The organism is Kitasatospora sp. NPDC101447 (assembly GCF_044767225.1).
Lineage (GTDB): Bacteria > Actinomycetota > Actinomycetes > Streptomycetales > Streptomycetaceae > Kitasatospora.
The window spans coordinates 58,507-75,273 of record NZ_JBIWNL010000013.1 but is presented as its reverse complement, the minus strand read 5'-3'; the positions used below and the strand labels follow the sequence as shown (position 1 = coordinate 75,273).

Annotated in this window: 17 protein-coding genes and 1 pseudogene; 4 read left to right on the top strand and 14 right to left on the bottom strand. The window is 74.0% G+C overall.

What is annotated here, in order from left to right; genetic code table 11:
* Positions 1-16: 16 nt before the first annotated feature.
* Positions 17-376: an STAS/SEC14 domain-containing protein gene (locus tag ACIRST_RS20235; RefSeq protein ID WP_350520421.1), complete on the bottom strand. Its 360-nt coding sequence runs from the start codon at positions 374-376 to the stop codon at positions 17-19.
* 30 nt (positions 377-406) lie between these two features.
* Positions 407-2,152, bottom strand: a complete 1,746-nt coding sequence (locus ACIRST_RS20230) for a hypothetical protein (RefSeq protein ID WP_402803304.1) — start codon at positions 2,150-2,152, stop codon at positions 407-409.
* A gap of 333 nt (positions 2,153-2,485) precedes the next feature.
* Between ACIRST_RS20230 and ACIRST_RS20225 the strand changes: the two genes are divergently transcribed.
* Positions 2,486-3,451, top strand: a complete 966-nt coding sequence (locus ACIRST_RS20225; protein ID WP_402803303.1) for a molybdopterin-dependent oxidoreductase — start codon at positions 2,486-2,488, stop codon at positions 3,449-3,451.
* 40 nt (positions 3,452-3,491) lie between these two features.
* Here ACIRST_RS20225 and ACIRST_RS20220 read toward each other — a convergent pair whose 3' ends face one another.
* From ACIRST_RS20220 to ACIRST_RS20200, 5 genes are all read right to left on the bottom strand, one after another.
* Complete coding sequence (locus ACIRST_RS20220; protein ID WP_402803302.1) at positions 3,492-3,956, bottom strand: MarR family winged helix-turn-helix transcriptional regulator; 465 nt, start codon at positions 3,954-3,956, stop codon at positions 3,492-3,494.
* Complete coding sequence (locus tag ACIRST_RS20215) at positions 3,953-5,863, bottom strand: MFS transporter (RefSeq protein WP_402803301.1); 1,911 nt, start codon at positions 5,861-5,863, stop codon at positions 3,953-3,955. The genes ACIRST_RS20220 and ACIRST_RS20215 overlap by 4 nt, the downstream gene beginning before the upstream one ends.
* A 263-nt stretch (positions 5,864-6,126) precedes the next feature.
* Positions 6,127-7,326, bottom strand: coding sequence for an NAD(P)/FAD-dependent oxidoreductase (locus tag ACIRST_RS20210; protein ID WP_402803300.1), 1,200 nt, complete (start codon positions 7,324-7,326; stop codon positions 6,127-6,129).
* Positions 7,323-7,520: a 4Fe-4S domain-containing protein gene (locus ACIRST_RS20205; RefSeq protein ID WP_350520416.1), complete on the bottom strand. Its 198-nt coding sequence runs from the start codon at positions 7,518-7,520 to the stop codon at positions 7,323-7,325. Before ACIRST_RS20205 ends, ACIRST_RS20210 begins: the two co-directional genes overlap by 4 nt.
* Positions 7,521-7,636: 116 nt before the next feature.
* Positions 7,637-8,836: a cytochrome P450 gene (locus ACIRST_RS20200; protein WP_402803299.1), complete on the bottom strand. Its 1,200-nt coding sequence runs from the start codon at positions 8,834-8,836 to the stop codon at positions 7,637-7,639.
* Between the two features lie 356 nt (positions 8,837-9,192).
* On the opposite strand from ACIRST_RS20200, the gene ACIRST_RS20195 reads away from it, so the two are divergent.
* Entirely contained in the window at positions 9,193-9,729 is a 537-nt protein-coding gene (locus ACIRST_RS20195) for a MarR family winged helix-turn-helix transcriptional regulator (protein ID WP_402803298.1), read from the top strand.
* A 33-nt stretch (positions 9,730-9,762) separates the two neighbouring features.
* Here the strand turns inward: ACIRST_RS20195 and ACIRST_RS20190 are convergent, their stop codons facing one another.
* On the bottom strand, positions 9,763-10,590 hold the full coding sequence (locus ACIRST_RS20190; RefSeq protein WP_402803297.1) for a maleylpyruvate isomerase family mycothiol-dependent enzyme: 828 nt from the start codon (positions 10,588-10,590) through the stop codon (positions 9,763-9,765).
* Between the two features lie 429 nt (positions 10,591-11,019).
* Here ACIRST_RS20190 and ACIRST_RS20185 point away from each other — a divergent pair, with 429 nt between their 5' ends.
* Positions 11,020-11,364 (top strand): hypothetical protein, encoded by a 345-nt coding sequence (locus ACIRST_RS20185; protein WP_350520412.1) that lies wholly within the window; start codon positions 11,020-11,022, stop codon positions 11,362-11,364.
* A 247-nt stretch (positions 11,365-11,611) separates the two neighbouring features.
* Entirely contained in the window at positions 11,612-12,046 is a 435-nt protein-coding gene (locus ACIRST_RS20180; protein ID WP_350520411.1) for a VOC family protein, read from the top strand.
* Between the two features lie 55 nt (positions 12,047-12,101).
* Here ACIRST_RS20180 and ACIRST_RS20175 read toward each other — a convergent pair whose 3' ends face one another.
* The 6 genes and pseudogenes from ACIRST_RS20175 to ACIRST_RS20150 form a co-directional block, all read right to left on the bottom strand.
* Positions 12,102-13,121, bottom strand: coding sequence for a class I SAM-dependent methyltransferase (locus ACIRST_RS20175; protein WP_402803296.1), 1,020 nt, complete (start codon positions 13,119-13,121; stop codon positions 12,102-12,104).
* 367 nt (positions 13,122-13,488) lie between these two features.
* Positions 13,489-13,995 (bottom strand): annotated as a pseudogene (locus ACIRST_RS20170) (zinc-binding dehydrogenase); the annotation flags it as partial.
* 398 nt (positions 13,996-14,393) lie between these two features.
* Entirely contained in the window at positions 14,394-15,134 is a 741-nt protein-coding gene (locus ACIRST_RS20165) for a hypothetical protein (RefSeq protein WP_350520407.1), read from the bottom strand.
* A 15-nt stretch (positions 15,135-15,149) separates the two neighbouring features.
* Positions 15,150-15,464 (bottom strand): hypothetical protein, encoded by a 315-nt coding sequence (locus tag ACIRST_RS20160; RefSeq protein WP_350520406.1) that lies wholly within the window; start codon positions 15,462-15,464, stop codon positions 15,150-15,152.
* A 47-nt stretch (positions 15,465-15,511) separates the two neighbouring features.
* Complete coding sequence (locus ACIRST_RS20155; RefSeq protein WP_402803295.1) at positions 15,512-16,252, bottom strand: hypothetical protein; 741 nt, start codon at positions 16,250-16,252, stop codon at positions 15,512-15,514.
* Positions 16,253-16,316: 64 nt separating this feature from the next.
* Positions 16,317-16,709, bottom strand: coding sequence for a hypothetical protein (locus ACIRST_RS20150; RefSeq protein WP_402803294.1), 393 nt, complete (start codon positions 16,707-16,709; stop codon positions 16,317-16,319).
* Positions 16,710-16,767: the final 58 nt, after the last annotated feature.

Here is a 16,767-nt window from a genome sequence, read left to right as displayed (position 1 = left end):
GCCCGCGACGGCCCGGTCAGTCCTCGGCCGCCCACGCGATCGCCCGGTCCTGCTGGGCGAGCGGGAAGGTCTTCGTGGTGCCCGGCGTCATCCACCCGAAGAGGGCCGTCGCGTGGGTCATCCACTCGATGTCCGTGACCAGGGCGATCCGCTTCCAGGCCCGCAGGTGCTCGGCCCCGATCTTGAGGTCCTCCCACAGTGCGCCGCCGGTCATGCCGTGGAACTCCCGGATGACGATGACGAACCGCACCGCGCCCCGCTTCGCCGCTTCCTCCAGCGCCGGCAGCAGCATGTCCCGGTAGTCCTCGGCGGAGAGCCTGCCACCGGCCTCGAACCCGATGACGTTCTCCGGCAGTCCGTCCAGCTTCTCGATCACGAGCGGATCCCTTCTCTCGTCGGCCGCCGTTCAGGAGGGCTCGGAGGGCACGGGCGACGGGGACACGGGCGACGGGGCCACGGACGGCGATGACACGGGCGACGGGGACACGGGCGACCCGGACGGTGCCGGGGACCCGGACGGTGACGCCGACGTCGACGTCGACGTCGCGGAACTGCCGGGGGCGGACGGCGTCGGCGAGGCGGGCTTCGGTGCGACCTGGAGGCCGGTGACGTGGCCGTCCGCGGTGAGGAAGTACTGGAGTCCGGCGTAGCCGGGCGTGACCAGGATCCCCTGCGTCATCTTGGGCAGTTGGCTGGAGCGGGCGAGTTCGGCGCCGTCCTGGGCCCGGCGCCAGACGACCTGTTCGGTGGTGTACTTCTTGAGCCCCTGGAAGAACTTCACCGGGATGTCGGTCCCGATCAGCACGCGCTGGTCCTTGGGGCCGATCAGGGTCGTGAAGCTGAGGGTCGTCTGGTCCTGCGTCCACGCCACCGACAGCGTGCCGTTCGACAGGTCGATCCCGGCCAGCTCGCCCGCCCCGGCGTCCATCGCGTAGACGCGGTTGTTCTCCGGGTCGACCGAGACCATCGACGGGATGAAGCTGTTCTTGGTGCCGCTGGAGGCGAACGGCTGGATGTTCGCCACCTTGGTCGAGTCGCTCTGGGAGACGGCGACGACGCTCATCGGGGTCGAGGTCGGCTTCCCGCCGTTGGTCATCGCGACGACGTAGTCGTTGATGACGGCCATGGCGGACGCGGCGGTCTGCCCGTCCTTGAGGTAGGGCACCGGCCCCCACGAGGGGTCGGGGGCGAAGCCGTTGTTCTGGTACGAGTAGCGGTAGAGCTTGGTGGCGCCCGGCAGGTAGATCTCCTGCGTGCCGTCGAGCGTCGCCGTGGTGATCCGGCCGCCCATCATCTCGGGCAGCGTGACCTGGGAGATCACCTGGAGGGTCTTCGGGTCGATCGCCACCATGATCGAGGGCGGCACGGCCGTCGGGTCGGGGCAGTTCAGGAAGGCGCTGAACCCCTGCTCCGTGCAGCCGGGTTGCCGGTTGACGGTCTTGGCGACGATGGTCCCGTCCGGCAGCGCGTCGTAGCCGTTGTACGCGGTGTCGCGCGGGGCCGACCGGCCGGTGGGCAGCGTGGTCCGGGCGAGGACCCGGCCGGTCTGCGGGTCGATCCGGGCGATGTGGTAGCCGTAGACGACCACCAGGCTGCCGTCCGCCAGGACGTTCAGGACACCGGGGTAGTCCCATTCGTCGGTCGCGTTGGTGTTGATCAGCACCTGGCGCCAGACCTCGTTGTACGTCCCGGGTTCCACCCGCGAGACGAACGAGCCGGAGGCGCCCTGGCCGTCGCCGTAACCGCCGCCGTAGACGTAGAGCTCGTCGGGGCCGCGGTCCACGATGTTGTACGGCGTGGCGTAGACCTGCTGCGAACCGTAGGCGTAGACCTGGTTGTTCGACGGGGCGCCCCCGAAGTGCGCGCACCCGTACCGGTGCGTCCGGTTCGAGTCGTGGACCTCGAAGGCCGCGATGGTCGGGTACCACGGGGCGTTGCCCTCCGCGGCCGCGCAGGACTGCTCGCCGGGGACGAGGGTGGGATCGCCGACCAGCGGACCGCCCGCGGCCACCACGTCCGCCGGCGGGGAACTCCCGTGCGCGTCGGCCGGGCGCGCTCCTGAGGCGGAACCGGCGCTGGAGCAGGCGGAGAGGGCGAGGAGCAGGGCCACGACGGCGGCCGTCAGCCGGGGAACGGGCAACCGGTGCGGCAAGGGGGCTCCTCGGGTCGGATCGGCGTGCCGGTGTGCGGCTCGTCCGGCAGCGGGCCGCGGAACAGGCTCGCAGAGCCGCCACGCCCTGCCCGGCGGACACGCCGCGCCCCCGCTCCCGCCGCCGGGCCGATCACCCAGGCGGACCCGGCGCCGGTCGCGCGACCCGTCCCCGACAGGTGTCCGTGCGGTCCCGACCGGTGCCCGTGCAGTCCCGACCGGTGCCCGTGCGGTCCCCGAGCGAACCCCGACCGGTCCCCCGCCCCGGGGCGGTGTCAGTTGCTCCTTGTACTGTCGATCGCGCACAACGATTCGTTCGACACGGGGGCATGAGCAATGATCAGGACCGATCCGGCGACACCCGACCTCTTCCTCACACCGGTCGAGGACGTCTTCGTCCGCAACCACCTCGGGCCGCACCCGCGGCTCGACCCCGCGACGTGGTCGCTCACCGTCGAGGGCCTGGTGGAGCGGCCGCTGCGGCTGGACCTCCCGGCCCTCCTGGGCCTGCCGCAGCGCCGCTTCACCGCCGTCCACGAGTGCTTCGGCAACCCGCTGCACCCCACCGTGCCGACCCGCGCCGTCACCAACGTGGAGTGGGTCGGCGTCCCGCTCTCCGCCGTACTGGAACTCGCCGGCCCGCGCCCGGAGGCCCGGCACGTCTGGCTGGAGGGCGCCGACACGGGCGACTTCGCGGGCGAGAGCGGCGTGAGCTACCTCAAGGACCTGCCCGTGGAGCAGGCGGGCGCCGAGGTCGTCCTCGCGCACACCATGAACGGCGAACCGCTGCACCCGGACCACGGCTACCCGGTGCGGGCGGTGGCACCCCTGATGTTCGGGACCAACTCGGTGAAGTGGCTGAGCCGGATCGTGCTGGCCGCGGACCGCCCCGACCACCTCTTCACCACCCGCCTGTACACCCGCGTCCTGCCCGGCGAGAGCGAGTCCCGGCCGGTGCGCGAGAAGGACGTCGGCAGCAAGCTGCTCACCCCGGGCGACGGGCGCACCGTCCCGGCCGGGAGCTGCGAACTCGCGGGCTACGCCTGGAGTTCCACCGAGGTGACGTCCGTCGAGGTCGCCGTGGACGACGGCGACTGGCAGCCCGCCGCGCTCGACCGGCGCGGCCCGGACCCGGCCTGGCAGCGCTTCCGTCTGCGCCACGACCTCGCCCCGGGCCGGCACCGCATCCGCTGCCGGGCCACCGACTCCGCCGGGCGCGTCCAGCCGCTCACGGGCGACCGGAACGCCGTCCACGAGATACACGTCGTCGCCGAGCCGGGCGGGCAGCCGGCCCGGGTCTGACGTCCGACCCGGGGCCCGGCGTCGACCGGGCCCTGGGCCGCTACGCGGCCGGGGGGCGGGGCGGGTCGGGTTCGTCGAGGAGCAGTTCCAGGAGCGGGAGGGCCTCCTCCAGCTGCCGGCACTGGTCGGGGGTCAGGCGGGTGCTGCGCCGGGCCAGGAGGGCGGAGCGTTCGCGGCGGATCCGGTCGAGGGTGCCCCGGCCGTGCGGGGTGGGGGCGAGCAGGGCGGAACGTCCGTCCAGGGGGTCGGGGGTCCTGGCGATCAGGCTGGCGGCGACCAGCGGGGTGACGGTGCGGACCATGGAGGGGACGGCCACGCCCTCGCGCGCGGCGAGTTCCCCCAGGCGCAGCGGCCCGTGCTGTTCGGTCCGGGCGAGGGCGGAGAGCTGGGCGGCGGTGAGGTCCTGCTCGCCGGAGGCGCGGACCATCTGACGGTTGAGCCGACCGATCACCAGGCGCAGCCGGACGACCGCGTCGGCGGGCAGGCCGCTGCCGTCGCCGGTCACGGCCCCTCCGCCTCGGCCGGTGCGCCGGGTGGCGTCCGGTCCGTCGTTTCCGCCCTGGCCGTCGTTTCCGCGCCGGCCGTCGTTTCCGCCCTGGCCGTCGTTTCCGCGCCGGCCGTCCGGTCCGCCCGGTCAGCGGCAGCGGGTGCGGGTGCGGCAGCAGGGCCCGGGGCGGCGGGCGCGACGGGCCGGGTGCGCTCGTGGACCAGGGAGGCGGCCGCGGCGACCAGGGACATCGCGATCGCCAGCCAGAACACCACGACCAGCCCGTCGTGGAACGGCCCGGAGATCAGCTGCGGGAAGAACTCCCGGCCGGTCAGGGCGCGGGCGTTGTCCGGCGGGAGCTGCCCGAGCACGTGCGGGCCCAGCAGCTGCCGGACCGGGTTGTAGCCGAGGAAGGCGGCGAACAGGGTGCCCACCGGGGGCAGTGCGGCGATGGCGTTGGCGTCGGAGGCGGGCACGCCCTGCGCGGTGAGTCCGGCGGTGAGGGTGTGCGGCAGCGACCCGGCCAGGCCGGCCACCATCAGCGAGAAGAACACGCCGATCGACAGCACCATGCCGGCGTTCTGGAAGGTGGCCCGCATGCCGGAGGCGGCGCCGCGGGCCGCGGCCGGCACGCTCGACATGATCAGCGAGGTGTTGGGGGCGGCGAACAGGCCGCCGCCCAGGCCGTTGACGAAGACCAGGACCGCGAACCACGGGTAGCCGAAGTCGGTGGGCAGCAGGAGCAGTCCGGCGAAGGACAGGGCCATCACCACCAGCCCGCCCGCGGCGAACAGCCGGGCCCCGGCGTGGTCGGACAGGTAGCCCGCGATCGGCCCGGCGGCGAGGAAGCCGACGGTCAGCGGGACGAGGTAGATGCCGGCCCACAGCGGGGTGTCCGCGTAGTCGTAGCCGTGCAGCGGCAGCCAGATGCCCTGCAGCCAGATGATCAGCATGAACTGCAGCCCGCCGCGGGCGATCGAGCCCAGCAGGGTGGCGGCGTTCCCGCCGGCGAACACCGGGTCGCGGAAGAGGGACAGTGGGAACATCGGCTCGGCGGTCCTGGACTCGACCAGGCAGAAGGCCGCCAGCAGCGCGGCCCCGCCGAGCAGCCCGGCCAGCACCCAGGGGTTGGTCCAGCCCATGGTGTGGCCGCCGTAGGGCTGGATGCCGTACGTGATCGCCGCGAGCAGGGCGGTCAGGCCGACGCCGAAGGTGAGGTTGCCCCACCAGTCGATCCGGGCGGGCTTGCGCACCCCGGTCTCGCGCAGTGACCGGTAGGCCCAGACGGTGCCGAGGATGCCGATCGGGACGTTGACCCAGAAGATCGAGCGCCAGTTCCACTCGGCCAGCAGGCCGCCCAGGACGAGGCCGATGAAGGACCCGGCGATGCCCGCGACGATGTTCACGCCCAGGGCCGTGCCGCGCCGGCGGGCCGGGAACGCGTCGGTGATGATCGCGGCCGAGTTGGCCATCAGCATCGAACCGCCGACCGCCTGCACCACCCGCCAGCCGATCAGCCAGAGCGCGCCCGCGCCGCCCCGCAGCGGGTCGAGGGACAGGGCGACGGAGGTGAGGGTGAAGATCAGGAAGCCGGCGTTGTAGATCCGCACCCGGCCGTGGATGTCGCCCAGCCGGCCGAGGGTGACCACCAGGACGGCGGTGACCAGCATGTAGCCCATCAGCATCCACAGCAGGTAGCTGACGTTGCCGGGCTGCAGCGGGTCCAGGCCGATGCCGTTGAAGATCGCGGGCAGCGAGATCAGGACGATCGAGGCGTTGATGGTGGCGATCAGGGTGCCGAGCGTGGTGTTGGACAGCGCCACCCACTTGTAGCGGGGGTGGTCCGGGTCCACGCCGGTACGGGCCGGGCGCGAGCGGCCGGTCCCGCTGCCTGTGGACAGTCGTGTCGCCACCGTGCCTCCCATCCGGCCGACCCGCCCGACCGCAGGGTCGGAGCGTGGGCTCGGAGCGTGGAACCGGAACGTGGACCGAGGAACTCGATAGCTTCCGTCACCTAACGGTAGTCCCGGCGGCCGTTCCCCCGGTAGACCCCCGAGGGGAGGGGTCCACCCGGGGATCCGGGCCGTCCGGGGGCTGCGGCAGCCGGCCGCGGTCACGGCGACGACCGGCCACGCTTACGGCCACGGCCGGCCACGGCCGACGGCGGTTACGGCGACGGCCGACGGGGTCAGGCCTCCCCGGGCGGCCAGGGGCCGTGCGCCGCGACCTGGCTGCGCAGTCCGCGCAGGGCACGGGCGGCGGCGATGCCGACCGCGCCGACGACCCGCCCGTCGCGGACGCACGCGGCGGCGAAGCGGTGCTCCGCCACGCTGCCTTCGACCGGTTCGAAGCGGTCGGCGTCGCCGGGGCGGCCGTACGCCTGGATCCGCAGCCCGTACTGGTCGGTCCACAGGTACGGGACCGGGGTGTAGGCCTGCCGGGTCCCGTCCGGCCCGGCCAGCAGGTTCCGGGCGACGAGCAGGGCCTGGTCGGTGGCGTTGGTGCGCTGTTCGAGGCGCCGGTGGCGGCCGGTGTGCGGGTCCGGCCAGGAGGCGGCGTCGCCGGCCGCCCAGACGCCGGGCCCGGCGGCGCAGTGGGCGTCGCAGACCACGCCGTCGTCCAGCCGCAGGCCGCTGCCGGCCAGCCAGTCGGTGGCGGGTTCGGAACCGACGGCCATCAGGACGGTGTCGGCCGCGAGGTCGGTGCCGTCGGCCAGCCGTACGCCGGTGGCGCGGCCGTCGCGGTGCAGCAGGCCGGTGGCCGCTCCCCGGTGGATCCGTACACCGTGTTCGCGGTGCAGGCCGGTGAGCAGGGCGGCGGTCTCGGTGCCCAGGACCGCGGCCAGCGGGGTGTCGGTGGACACCAGCCAGGTGACCTCGGCGCCGAGTCCGACGGCGGTGGCCGCCGCCTCGGCGCCGAGCAGTCCGCCGCCGACCACGAGCAGCCGGCCCCCGGCGCGCAGGTCCTCGCGCAGGGCGAGGGCGTCGGCGAGGGTGCGCAGCACGTGCGCGCCGGCGAGCGGGGTCCCGGCGCCGGGCAGCCGGCGCGGGCGGACCCCGGTGGCGATGACCACCGCGTCGCAGGGCACCTCCCGGCCGTCGGCGAGGTGGACGGTGCGGGTGCGGCGGTCCAGGCGCCGGGCGGACACCCCCAGACGCAGGTCGAGCCGGAGCTCCTCCAGGGCCCGGGGGTCGCGCAGGGTGAGCCGCTCGGGCTGCCACTGTCCGGAGAGCAGGTGCTTGGACAGCGGCGGCCGGTCGTACGGTGGCGCGTCCTCGGCCCCGATCAGGGTGAGCCGGCCGTCGTAGCCGGCCCGGCGCAGCGCTTCGGCGGTGTGCAGTCCGGCTGCGCCGGCTCCGACGACGGCGATCCGGCGCGGTGCGCTCACGCGGTTTCCAGGCGGATCGCGGCGGCCGGGCAGACGGCGGCGGCGTCCTGGACGGCCTGGTGGACGTCGGCGGGCGGCCGGGCGTCGAGCAGGACGACGATGCCGTCCTCGTCGCGCTGGTCGAAGACCTCGGGGGCGGCGAGGACGCAGTGTCCGGCGCCGCAGCACTTGTCCTGGTCGATGTGGACGAGCATGCGGGTTCCCTTCGGGGCAGGGCCGATCGGGGCCCTGGTGGTGGTGAACTGTGGTGTCGGTGAACGGTGTCGGCGTTCGGCGGAGCGCTCGGTTCGCGGGCCGCGCGGGCCGGGGTTCACCAGGCGATCGGCAGCTCGTGGACGCCGTAGATGAGCATCTCGCCGCGGAAGCGGACCTCCTCGAACGGGACGGCCAGGCGCAGTCGGGGCAGGCGGCGCAGGATCGTGTCGAGGGCGATGTGGAGCTCCAGGCGGGCGAGCGGCTGGCCGAGGCACTGGTGGACGCCGAAGCCGAACGCGAGGTGGCGGCGGGCGTCGCGGGTCAGGTCGAGCTCGTCGCCGCCGGGGAACTCCAGGGTGTCCCGGTTGGCGGTGTTGATCATGCAGATGACGCCTTCGCCTGCCCGGATCCGCACGCCGCCGACCTCGACGTCCTCGGTGGCGACCCGGGTCAGGCCGGAGTGCACGATGGTCAGGTAGCGCAGCAGTTCCTCGACCGCGCCGGGGACGGACTCCGGGTGGCGGCGCAGGTGGTCGAGCTGGTCGGGGTTGCGCAGCAGGGCCAGGACGGACAGCGCGGTCATGTTCGCGGTCGTCTCGTGTCCGGCCACCAGCAGCAGCCGGCCCATCGCGCCGATCTCCTCGGTGCTGAGCTCGCCGCGGGCGACCAGCCGGCTGAGGATGCCGTCGTCGGGCTCGGCGCGCTTGGCCTCGGTGAGCTCGACCAGGTAGTCGGCCAGCCGGTCCCGGGCGGCGTCGACCTCCTCGGGCGAGGAGTCGCGGCGCAGCAGGATGCGGCTGCACTCCTGGAAGAAGTCGTGGTCCTGGTAGGGGACTCCGAGCAGCAGGCAGATCACCAGGGAGGGCAGCGGCAGGGCGAACTCGTGGACGAGGTCGGCGCCGGTGCGTCCGGCGGTCATCCGGTCGAGCAGGTCGTCGGCGATGCGCTGGACCTCGGGGCGCATCGCCTCGACCTTCTTGATCATGAACTCGCCGGTGAGCATCCGGCGCAGGCGCGCGTGCTCGGGGTCGTCCAGCCTGATGAAGGTGGGCTGACCGGCGTTCAGCTGCCGGGCGCCGGCGCTGATGAACGGGAAGCCGGGGCGGGTGGAGTCGGAGCTGAAGCGGGCGTCGGAGAGGACGGCCTTGACGTCCTCGTGGCGGGTGACCAGCCAGCTGGGCGCGCCGTCCCACAGGGAGACGCGGGTGACCGGCTCGTCCTGGCGGGCCTGCTGGTAGGCGGGGGGCGGGTCGAAGGGGCAGGTGCCGCGGGCGGCGGGGTGGGTGATGCCGGGGGTCTGGGCGGCCGTGGCCATGAGGGGGCTCCCTTCTCGGAGCTGGGTGTCGCCAGCTCGGGCCTGCGTGGCGCAGCTGGTGGCGCCGCGTGGGGGTGTGCCGTGCGCTGTGTGCTGTGCGGTGCTGTGTGCTGTGCGGTGCTGCGCTGTGCGTGCTGTGTGCGGCGTGCTCTGTGCTGTGGGTGGCGCCGTGGGGGTGGTGCGGCCGGGGTGCAACCGGGGCCATTTACGTGCCCTAAGCAACTAACTCACCGTCACGCTAACTCGCACTCCGTTGCAACGAAAGGCCCCGTCCCCCCAGCGAACGAATCTGTCCGAAATCCGGTCGGACCCCCGGGCCACCCTCACGGCCCGCACCGGATCGCTACAGTTCCCCCATGCCGGACGCCGAAGACCCCGAAGACGAACGGACCACCGCCTCGGACCTGGAGGCCGTACTGGCCACCCTGGCCTACCTGCTGACGCGTACACAGCAGCACGAACGCCAGACGGCCCGGGCCGGGATCACCGCCGCCCGCTCGGACATCTACCTGCTGCGCGCGCTCTCCGAGGCCGACGGCGCCAGCCGGATCGGCGACCTCGCCGACCGGCTGATGGTCAAGCCCTCCCACGTCACCCGGCAGATCGACCGCCTGCAGGGCCAGCAGCTGGTGGAACGCACCCGGGACGCGACGGACCGGCGGGCCCGCCAGGTCGAACTCACCACCGAGGGACGGGCCGTACTCGACCGACTGAAACAGGCCAACATCACCGGGCTGGCCGACGCCCTCGACGGCGTCCCGGACCCGGACGTCGCCGCCACCGTCCACGTGCTGCGCCACCTGGTGCACCGCTACGTGCAGCGCGTCCGGACCACCATGTGCTCCGAGGACGGGCCGCTCCCCTGCCCGCGCCAGGCGGAGACCAGCGCCTGACCCGGCTACGCCGCCGCCGGGCGCAGGGCCTCCTCAGGGGGCCGCGAACAGCCCCGGGAAGCCCGCGGCCAGCCAGGGCTTGCGGCCCCAGGCGAACACCTTGCCCCGGAGGAGGGCGTCGGTGGCGGTGTAGCGGCCCAGCGCGATGAGGAGGAACGCCACCGGCTCGGTGAGGATCGTGCAGTCCGGGCGGCGCGGCGGCTGCGGGCTCACCACGGCGACACCGTCCGTGAAGGTCACCGCGAAGGCGTCCAGGCCCCGCACCTGCAACCGGTAGCAGGCGCTGTGGCCGGCCGCGGCACGCGCGTCCGTCACCCACGGCATGGCCACGCGCAGGAACGGCATCGTCAGCCCGACGCGGTGCCGGTCGATCGGGTGCGGCCGCCCCAGGGCCACGGCGATGTCGTAGAGGTGGCCGAGCATGTGGGTCAGCAGGTAGGCGCCGAGGGTGTCCAGGTCCATCGGCCCCAGCGGGGTCAGCACCGGTTCGGTACCGGCCCGCGGCCCCGCGGCCACCGTGAACTCCCGTGCCCACCGGGCGATCTCCCCGGCGAGCACGTCCGGGTCCCGCTCCGGCCGCTCGGCCAGCGAGGCCTCGTTCGCCGCGGCCAGCGAGCCCGCCGTCCCGTCCCCGTACGGCCGCTCCTCGCCGGCCGCCAGTGCGGCCATCAGCTCGTTGGCCATCGCCAGGTGCGCGGCGGCCTCGGCGACCGTCCACTCGGCACCCGGTATCGGGGTGTCGCCACGGCAGCCGGCGAGCAGGCCGACGGCCTCGCCGCCGACCGCGGTGAGCGCCTCGAACAGCGCGGTGCGTGCGGCGGCGGTGAGGGGTTGCTGCTGCTGGGGGAACGGGAGCGTCATGGGGGTGAAGACTGACCGACCCCCGCGCCGCTGTCCAGACCCGTGACACGCCCGACCCGTCCCCCGGGCACAGCGGGGCGGGCGCCGGGCGCGGTGGAGCCGGAGCAGGCGACAGCGGACGGGCGACGGCTTTCGGCCGATGAGCGTCCGCGTGGGTGGGGCTCCGGTGGCCCGTGCGGTCCGGCGCGCCACGCCTGGTGCACCCTCCGGTCGGGCCCGGGCGTACGGGCAGCGTGCGGCCGCCGTGGCGACATTTCCGCTGTCATATGCGGAACTTCACCATCCCTCCCTATATTCGCCGGAGCACGTCACCGAGCGACGTCATCGAGGCACGTCACCGACGTACGTCATCGAGGCACGTCATCGAGGCACGTCCCGGCCGCGGGTTGCAGCGGCACTGTCACCACCGACAACGAGGGCGGAACCATCGTGCGCAGGAACACCAGGGGCAAGAGGATCGGCATCGCCGGCTGTCTGCTGGCCGGATTGGCGGCGGCCTGCGTCGTCGCGGCCCCGGCAGCCGAGGCGCAGTCGGCGTCGCCGGCCCGGGTCGAGGGCATCAACTGCTCCACCCCGACCATCGGATTCCTCAACAACCAGTGGTACTACGGCATCTCGTGCTCGGGCTGGGGCACCACCAAGTGGTGGGTGAACGTCAGCTGTTCGGACGGCTCCTACCGGAGCGACGGCCCGCACACCGACTTCCTGAACGTCCTCCTCTACTGCCCGCCGAACACCACCGTCACCAGGGGCTGGGTCAGCTACACCCCGTGACCCGAGCCCCCGGGCCGTCCCAGCGGATCTGACCCCGACCCGCGCCGACACCGGCGCGAGCCACCCCGGTGGGGGGGGGGGGGGGGGGGCGGGCCCCCCCCCCCCCCCCCCCCCCACCCCCCACCCCCCCCCCCCCCCCCCCCCCCCCCCCCCCCCCCCCCCCCCCCCACCACCCACCCGGCGCCGACCGCCGTGACACGCACACCCCGGGCCCCCGGAGCGGAGCGCGCGCCACTACGGTGGGCCGATGGCATCGATCAAGCACGTCCAAGTCACCTTCGACTGTGCCCAACCCGAGCGCGTCGCCCGTTTCTGGTGCGAGGTGCTGGGGTACGTCGTACCACCGCCGCCGCCGGGGTTCGCCGACTGGGACGCCTTCAACCTCTCCCTGCCGACGGAGCGTCAGGGTTCGGCGTTCGCCTGCGTGGACCCCTCGGGCGTGGGCCCCCGCCTGTTCTTCCAGCGCGTTCCCGAGGGCAAGGTCGTCAAGAACCGGGTGCACCTCGACGTCCGGGTCGGCACCGGCCTGGTCGGCGAGGAGCGCCTCGCCGCCCTGGAGGCCGAGTGCGCACGACTGCTGGCACTCGGCGCGGTGCGCGTGCGGCTCCTGCGGGCCGACGGCTTCAACGAGTCGTGCATCGTGATGCAGGACGTCGAGGGCAACGAGTTCTGCCTCGACTGACCGGCTCTCCCGGCTGAGCCCGGCCCGACCGGGACGGGCTCAGCCGCCCCGCCGCTCAGCCGCCCCGCCGCTCGGCCACGGCGACCAGCGCCACCCTGGGGACCTCGGCGATCCAGCCGCCGGCGGCCGGGCGCACGAAGGGCCGCGCGGGCGCCGCGAGCGGGCCGCAGAGCTGCGCGAGGTGCGCGGTGTGGTCGAACGCGTCGGCCAGCAGCTCCCAGCCGGCGTCGGCGCCGAGGTCGTCGAGGTGGTCGGCGAGCCCGAAGGTCGCGGCGAAGTGGGCCACCACTGCGGCCTTCGCCCCGTCAGGGGTCGCCGCGCGGACCGTGATCGGGTCGTAGACGTCGACCAGGCGCACCGCGACGGGATGCGGCGCGAACAGGTCCAGCAGGTCGATGCGGCTGAAGTGCCGGTAGTCGTGGCGGATCGCGGCACGGGGGTCGACGACGGTGCGGAAGAAGTCGGCCGTCGGGCTGTGCGGCTCGAAGTCGTGCAGGACGACCCGGCCGCCGGGGCGCAGGACCCGTACGGCCTCGGCGACCGCAGCGGGGCGGGCGGCGGGCGGGATGTGGTGGGTGCCGTAGGCCAGCAGCACCGCGTCGACGGTCCGGTCGGCCAGCAGCATCCGGTCGGCGGCCTGCCGCACGGCGGGCAGGCCGTGGGCGAGGGCGGCGGCCACCATCGGTCCGGAGATGTCGCCGGTCAGCAGCCGCAGCCCGTCCGGCACCTGGTCCGGGCGCAGGGCCGAGGCGCGCGCCAGCAGTCCGTCCCCGCCCAGCGCGTCCAGCACCAGCGCCTGCGCCGCGCCGCCGCTCCGGGCCTGCGTCCCGCGGCCGCTGCGGGCCTCCGGCACGGCCAGGCGCAGCAGTTGCCGGGCTCCGGTCCAGCGCACCAGCGGATCCCGGTGGGCACGCCGGTGGGAGTCGCCCCGCCCGCCGCTGTCCGGGTCGAACTCGTTGGTCCACGCGCGGAGCCGGTGGGCCGTGGTGGCCCCGTCGACCCGCCCCGGGTCGAGCAGCCGGTGCCAGCCCGGATGCCGGTCCGCGAGGTGGCCGAGGTACTGCTCCACGGTCATGTCGGGAAGGTAGGACGGCGCGGGCACGGGCGACTCCTTCGTCGGCTGCGGGGGCACCCCCATGCCTGCCCGCCCCCGCGCCGGGCACACCCCGCTCTCGGGCGCACGCGCTCCGCGCGGGCCGGCCGGGCGTGCTCCGGGAGGGCGCCACGGTGCGCCGGACCCTCCCGCTCGACGGGAAGGCCGACAGCTGCATGCGCCCTCGCACCGCGGCCGTGCCGGAGCAGTCGATCGAACGTGTCGGTCCGGTCGGTGATCAGTGGTGCGAGGTGGGACCGGATCGGGCCGTGGATGCCGGCCGATCCGGTCCCCGGGCGGCGCCGGGCGGACCATCGGGTCCACCGCTCCCTGCTCCGCCTCGTGCCTGTCACATGGCGATCACGATCTTGCCGTGGACGTGCCGCTCGGCCTGTGTCGTCACGGCTTCGCGGATCCGCCCGACCGGGAAGGTCGCCGCGATCGGCACCGTGATCTCGCCGGACCGGATCGCGTCGGCGATCCGTCCCAGGGCGCCCGGATCCGCGTCGAGGGCGCCCACCTTGCGCACCCCGGGCGGCGGGGCGGAACCGTCGGCCACGACGCAGATCCGCTCGGGCGCCAGGCCGAGTTCGAGCGCGGTCTCGGCCGCGTCCCTTCCGAACAGGTCGGCTGTGGCGGTGATCCCCTCGGGCGCCAGGGCCCGCACCCGGTCGGCCAGGCCGGGGCCGTACGCCACGGGTTCGGCGCCGAGCCCGCGCAGGAATCCGAACGTGCCCTCGGAGGCGGTGCCGAGCACCCGGGCACCGGCAAGCTTCGCCAGCTGAACGGCGAAGACGCCCACGCCACCCGCCGCCCCACCGATCAGGACGGTGTCCCCGGCGCGCCAGTGGATCGACACCCACAACCGCGAGGGCTTCGGCTCGCTGGCACGGCGAGCGCTAGGCGACGTACGGGCGGCCGGCGCCGTGCTCTAGCCCCGACGCTTCGCCTCGGCTCGGACAGGGACCCGTCTCGTCGGTCCTCTGCGGGGCCGGATGAGGACGGCTGCGAGGCGGAGGCCGTGCGGCCTGGCAGGCACTGGCGGTTTGTCGGTGCGCACGGCCAGGCCGCGCCACTGTTTCAGGCGGCTGATGCACCGCTCGACGGCGTTCCGCTCCGCGGGGGTCTCGGCGTCGAAGCCGGACCGGATCGGCCGGCATCTCCACGGCTCGATCCGGTCCCGCATCACATCACTGATCACCGACCGGACAGACACATCCGATCAGAGTGCTCAGCCCATCGAAGAGACCGACCTCAGGCGGCGGGCTTGACCGACACCGGCCAGTGGCCGCCCGGGAACTGGCTGTTGTCGACGGCGTTGCCGTGCAGCGCGGCCATCTCCTTGGCCTGGGCGCCGAGCAGCACCATCAGGGCGCTGACCGCGGCGACGATCACCGTGGTGTTGACCCCGGCCTCCTCAAGGATGATCAGGAAGCCCGCCCAGGAGAAGACCACCGAGCCGAGCGACGCGATCGCGGCGATGGTGGCGCCGATGAACTTGACCAGGACCAGTGCCAGCGCCAGGTAGAAGGTCAGGCCGGCCGCCGCGCAGATCTCCAGCGAGGTGGAGGTCTTGTCGCAGATCCCGCCCACCGAGGTGGCGGCCGCCGCCTGACGCGGGATCTCCTTGCCGTAGGCGTCCGCCGCCGGGCCCTTCCACTCCCCGGTCGAGCCCAGCACCTGCGGCTGGAGCTGGCCGGTCACACCGTTCGCCAGGCCGCGCAGGGTCTCCCACTGGAAGCCGTGGACCATCATGTAGACCGGAGCGGCAGCGCCCTCCAGACACTCCTTGATCTTGTTCAGGATCCAGGCGCCGATCTCGCAGATCTTCTTCCCGAACCAGATCACCTTGTCGGCCAGCCAGTCGGGCACCCACCACCGGTCGGCGGCGTCGTTCGCCTTGCCGGGCACCGAGTCGAGCTTGGCCGACAGGTCGCCCAGGCCCGAGGTGAGCTTGTCCACGGTTGCCTGGTACTGCGCCGCTTGGAATGCCACGTCGAGAACTCCGCTTCAGTTGCCGGTTATGGCCGTGAGGTTGGCCGAGGTCTTCTGCTCGTGGTGGTCGTAGTTGTCCGCCACCGTGCGCAGGCCGTCGGCGACCGCCTTGAGGTTCTGCTGCCCCTCCAGGGAGCGGTCGTGCACGGCCGTCAGGACCTCCGCGTAGGCGCCGACGACGAGCTGGAAGACGCCCGCCTGGAACCGGTCCATCGACATCGAGCCGACGGACGAGGCGATCTTGCCCAGCTCGTCGCTCTGCTGGTCCCAGAGCCCGGCCTCCGTGCGGAGTGTCTCGGTCGTGACCTTGAAGCCGTCGTCGTCGGCCATGGTGTCGCTCCCTTCCTGGGTCGTCCGGCCCCTGCGGCCGGTCCGCGTTACGAGTTGCGGAGCTTGCTCGGGTCCGCGAGCAGGGCGAGGGCCTCGCGCAGCATCCGGTCGGTGCCCGCGGCGGCCTCCTCCTGGGCGGACCGGACGGCGGCGGCGAGGTCGGTGCGGGCCTTCGCGAGGGCGGCGGCCAGCGCGTGGTTCAGCGCGGCGGTGCCGGTCTCGGCCGCCCACCGCCCGTCAGGTTCGCAGGACACCAGTCCACCGCGCGAGAGCACCACGGTCACGTGCCCGCCCTCGTCGCAGCCGCGGCCCTGCACGGGGACGCCCGGTGCGCCCGCCCGGTCGAGCGCCGTCAGCACGTCCTCGGCCAGTTGCTCCAGCGGCCGGGGGGTGACCTGGCTGACGTCGCCGACCGCAAGGGTCAGGTCGAGTGCGGGCTCGGCCACGGCGTCCGCCGCCGCACCGTCGTCGGGCAGCCGGTCCGGTACGGCCGCCCAGGCGGCCTGTCCGGCGTCCTGCTGCCAGACCGACAGCCGGTTGACGGCGGCGGCCTGCCCGGCCTCGACCGCCGCGCCGCCGAGCGCCTCCGGTGACAGCCGCTGCTGCCAGCCGGCCTCGACCGTGATCGACAGCGGGAGGTCCTCCGGGCCGAGCACGACGGTCACCGAGCCGGTGCGGTCGGCGCCCTCGGAGCGCTGGGGGAGGATGTCGCGGGTCTCGGCGAGCGCATGGGTGAGGTCGCCCAGGAAGGCGCTCATCTGCTGCAGGTCGCGCAGCGGGTCGTTCATCGCACGGGCCTCTCGTACCGACGGCCCGGGTCCCGGGGCGATCGGTTGATGTGGTGGGAGACGGTCAGGAGCGCGTGGTCGCGGCGAGGGTCAGCTGGTTGCACAGGAGGGCCAGTGCGACGACCGCACCGACGAGCAGCCAGCCGCTGGAGGAGACGTGGGAGTCACCGAGGAAGAGGGTGGCCGCGACCACCGCCGCCAGGCCGGCGGCTCCGCCGACCACGGCGGACGCACGCCGGACGCCGCGCACCGGCACCGGGCGGCGCACCGCGAGGAGCACGGCCGCTGCGGTGACGGCGGCCACCAGGTACAGCGTCGCGTCCACCCACCAGGCGGGCGCCCATGACCTGCCGTGCCAGATCACCAGCGGGCAGAGCAGCAGCGGGCACTCGGCCATCACTCCGAGCAGCACGGTCGTCGTCCGGTCGGCGTGCTTCGATCGATTCTTGTCGCTCACGTGGGACCCCCGTCTCCGGCCGTCACTATACATTCGGGGCGACCGGCCACGGCATGGA

Coding starts and splice junctions, on each gene's coding strand:
- ACIRST_RS20225 (WP_402803303.1), top strand. CDS start 2,486: ATGATCAGGACCGATCCGGCGACACCCGACCTCTTCCTCACACCGGTC.
- ACIRST_RS20215 (WP_402803301.1), bottom strand. CDS start 5,863: ATGGGAGGCACGGTGGCGACACGACTGTCCACAGGCAGCGGGACCGGC.
- ACIRST_RS20205 (WP_350520416.1), bottom strand. CDS start 7,520: ATGCTCGTCCACATCGACCAGGACAAGTGCTGCGGCGCCGGACACTGC.
- ACIRST_RS20200 (WP_402803299.1), bottom strand. CDS start 8,836: ATGGCCACGGCCGCCCAGACCCCCGGCATCACCCACCCCGCCGCCCGC.
- ACIRST_RS20195 (WP_402803298.1), top strand. CDS start 9,193: ATGCCGGACGCCGAAGACCCCGAAGACGAACGGACCACCGCCTCGGAC.
- ACIRST_RS20190 (WP_402803297.1), bottom strand. CDS start 10,590: ATGACGCTCCCGTTCCCCCAGCAGCAGCAACCCCTCACCGCCGCCGCA.
- ACIRST_RS20180 (WP_350520411.1), top strand. CDS start 11,612: ATGGCATCGATCAAGCACGTCCAAGTCACCTTCGACTGTGCCCAACCC.
- ACIRST_RS20175 (WP_402803296.1), bottom strand. CDS start 13,121: ATGACCGTGGAGCAGTACCTCGGCCACCTCGCGGACCGGCATCCGGGC.
- ACIRST_RS20160 (WP_350520406.1), bottom strand. CDS start 15,464: ATGGCCGACGACGACGGCTTCAAGGTCACGACCGAGACACTCCGCACG.
- ACIRST_RS20155 (WP_402803295.1), bottom strand. CDS start 16,252: ATGAACGACCCGCTGCGCGACCTGCAGCAGATGAGCGCCTTCCTGGGC.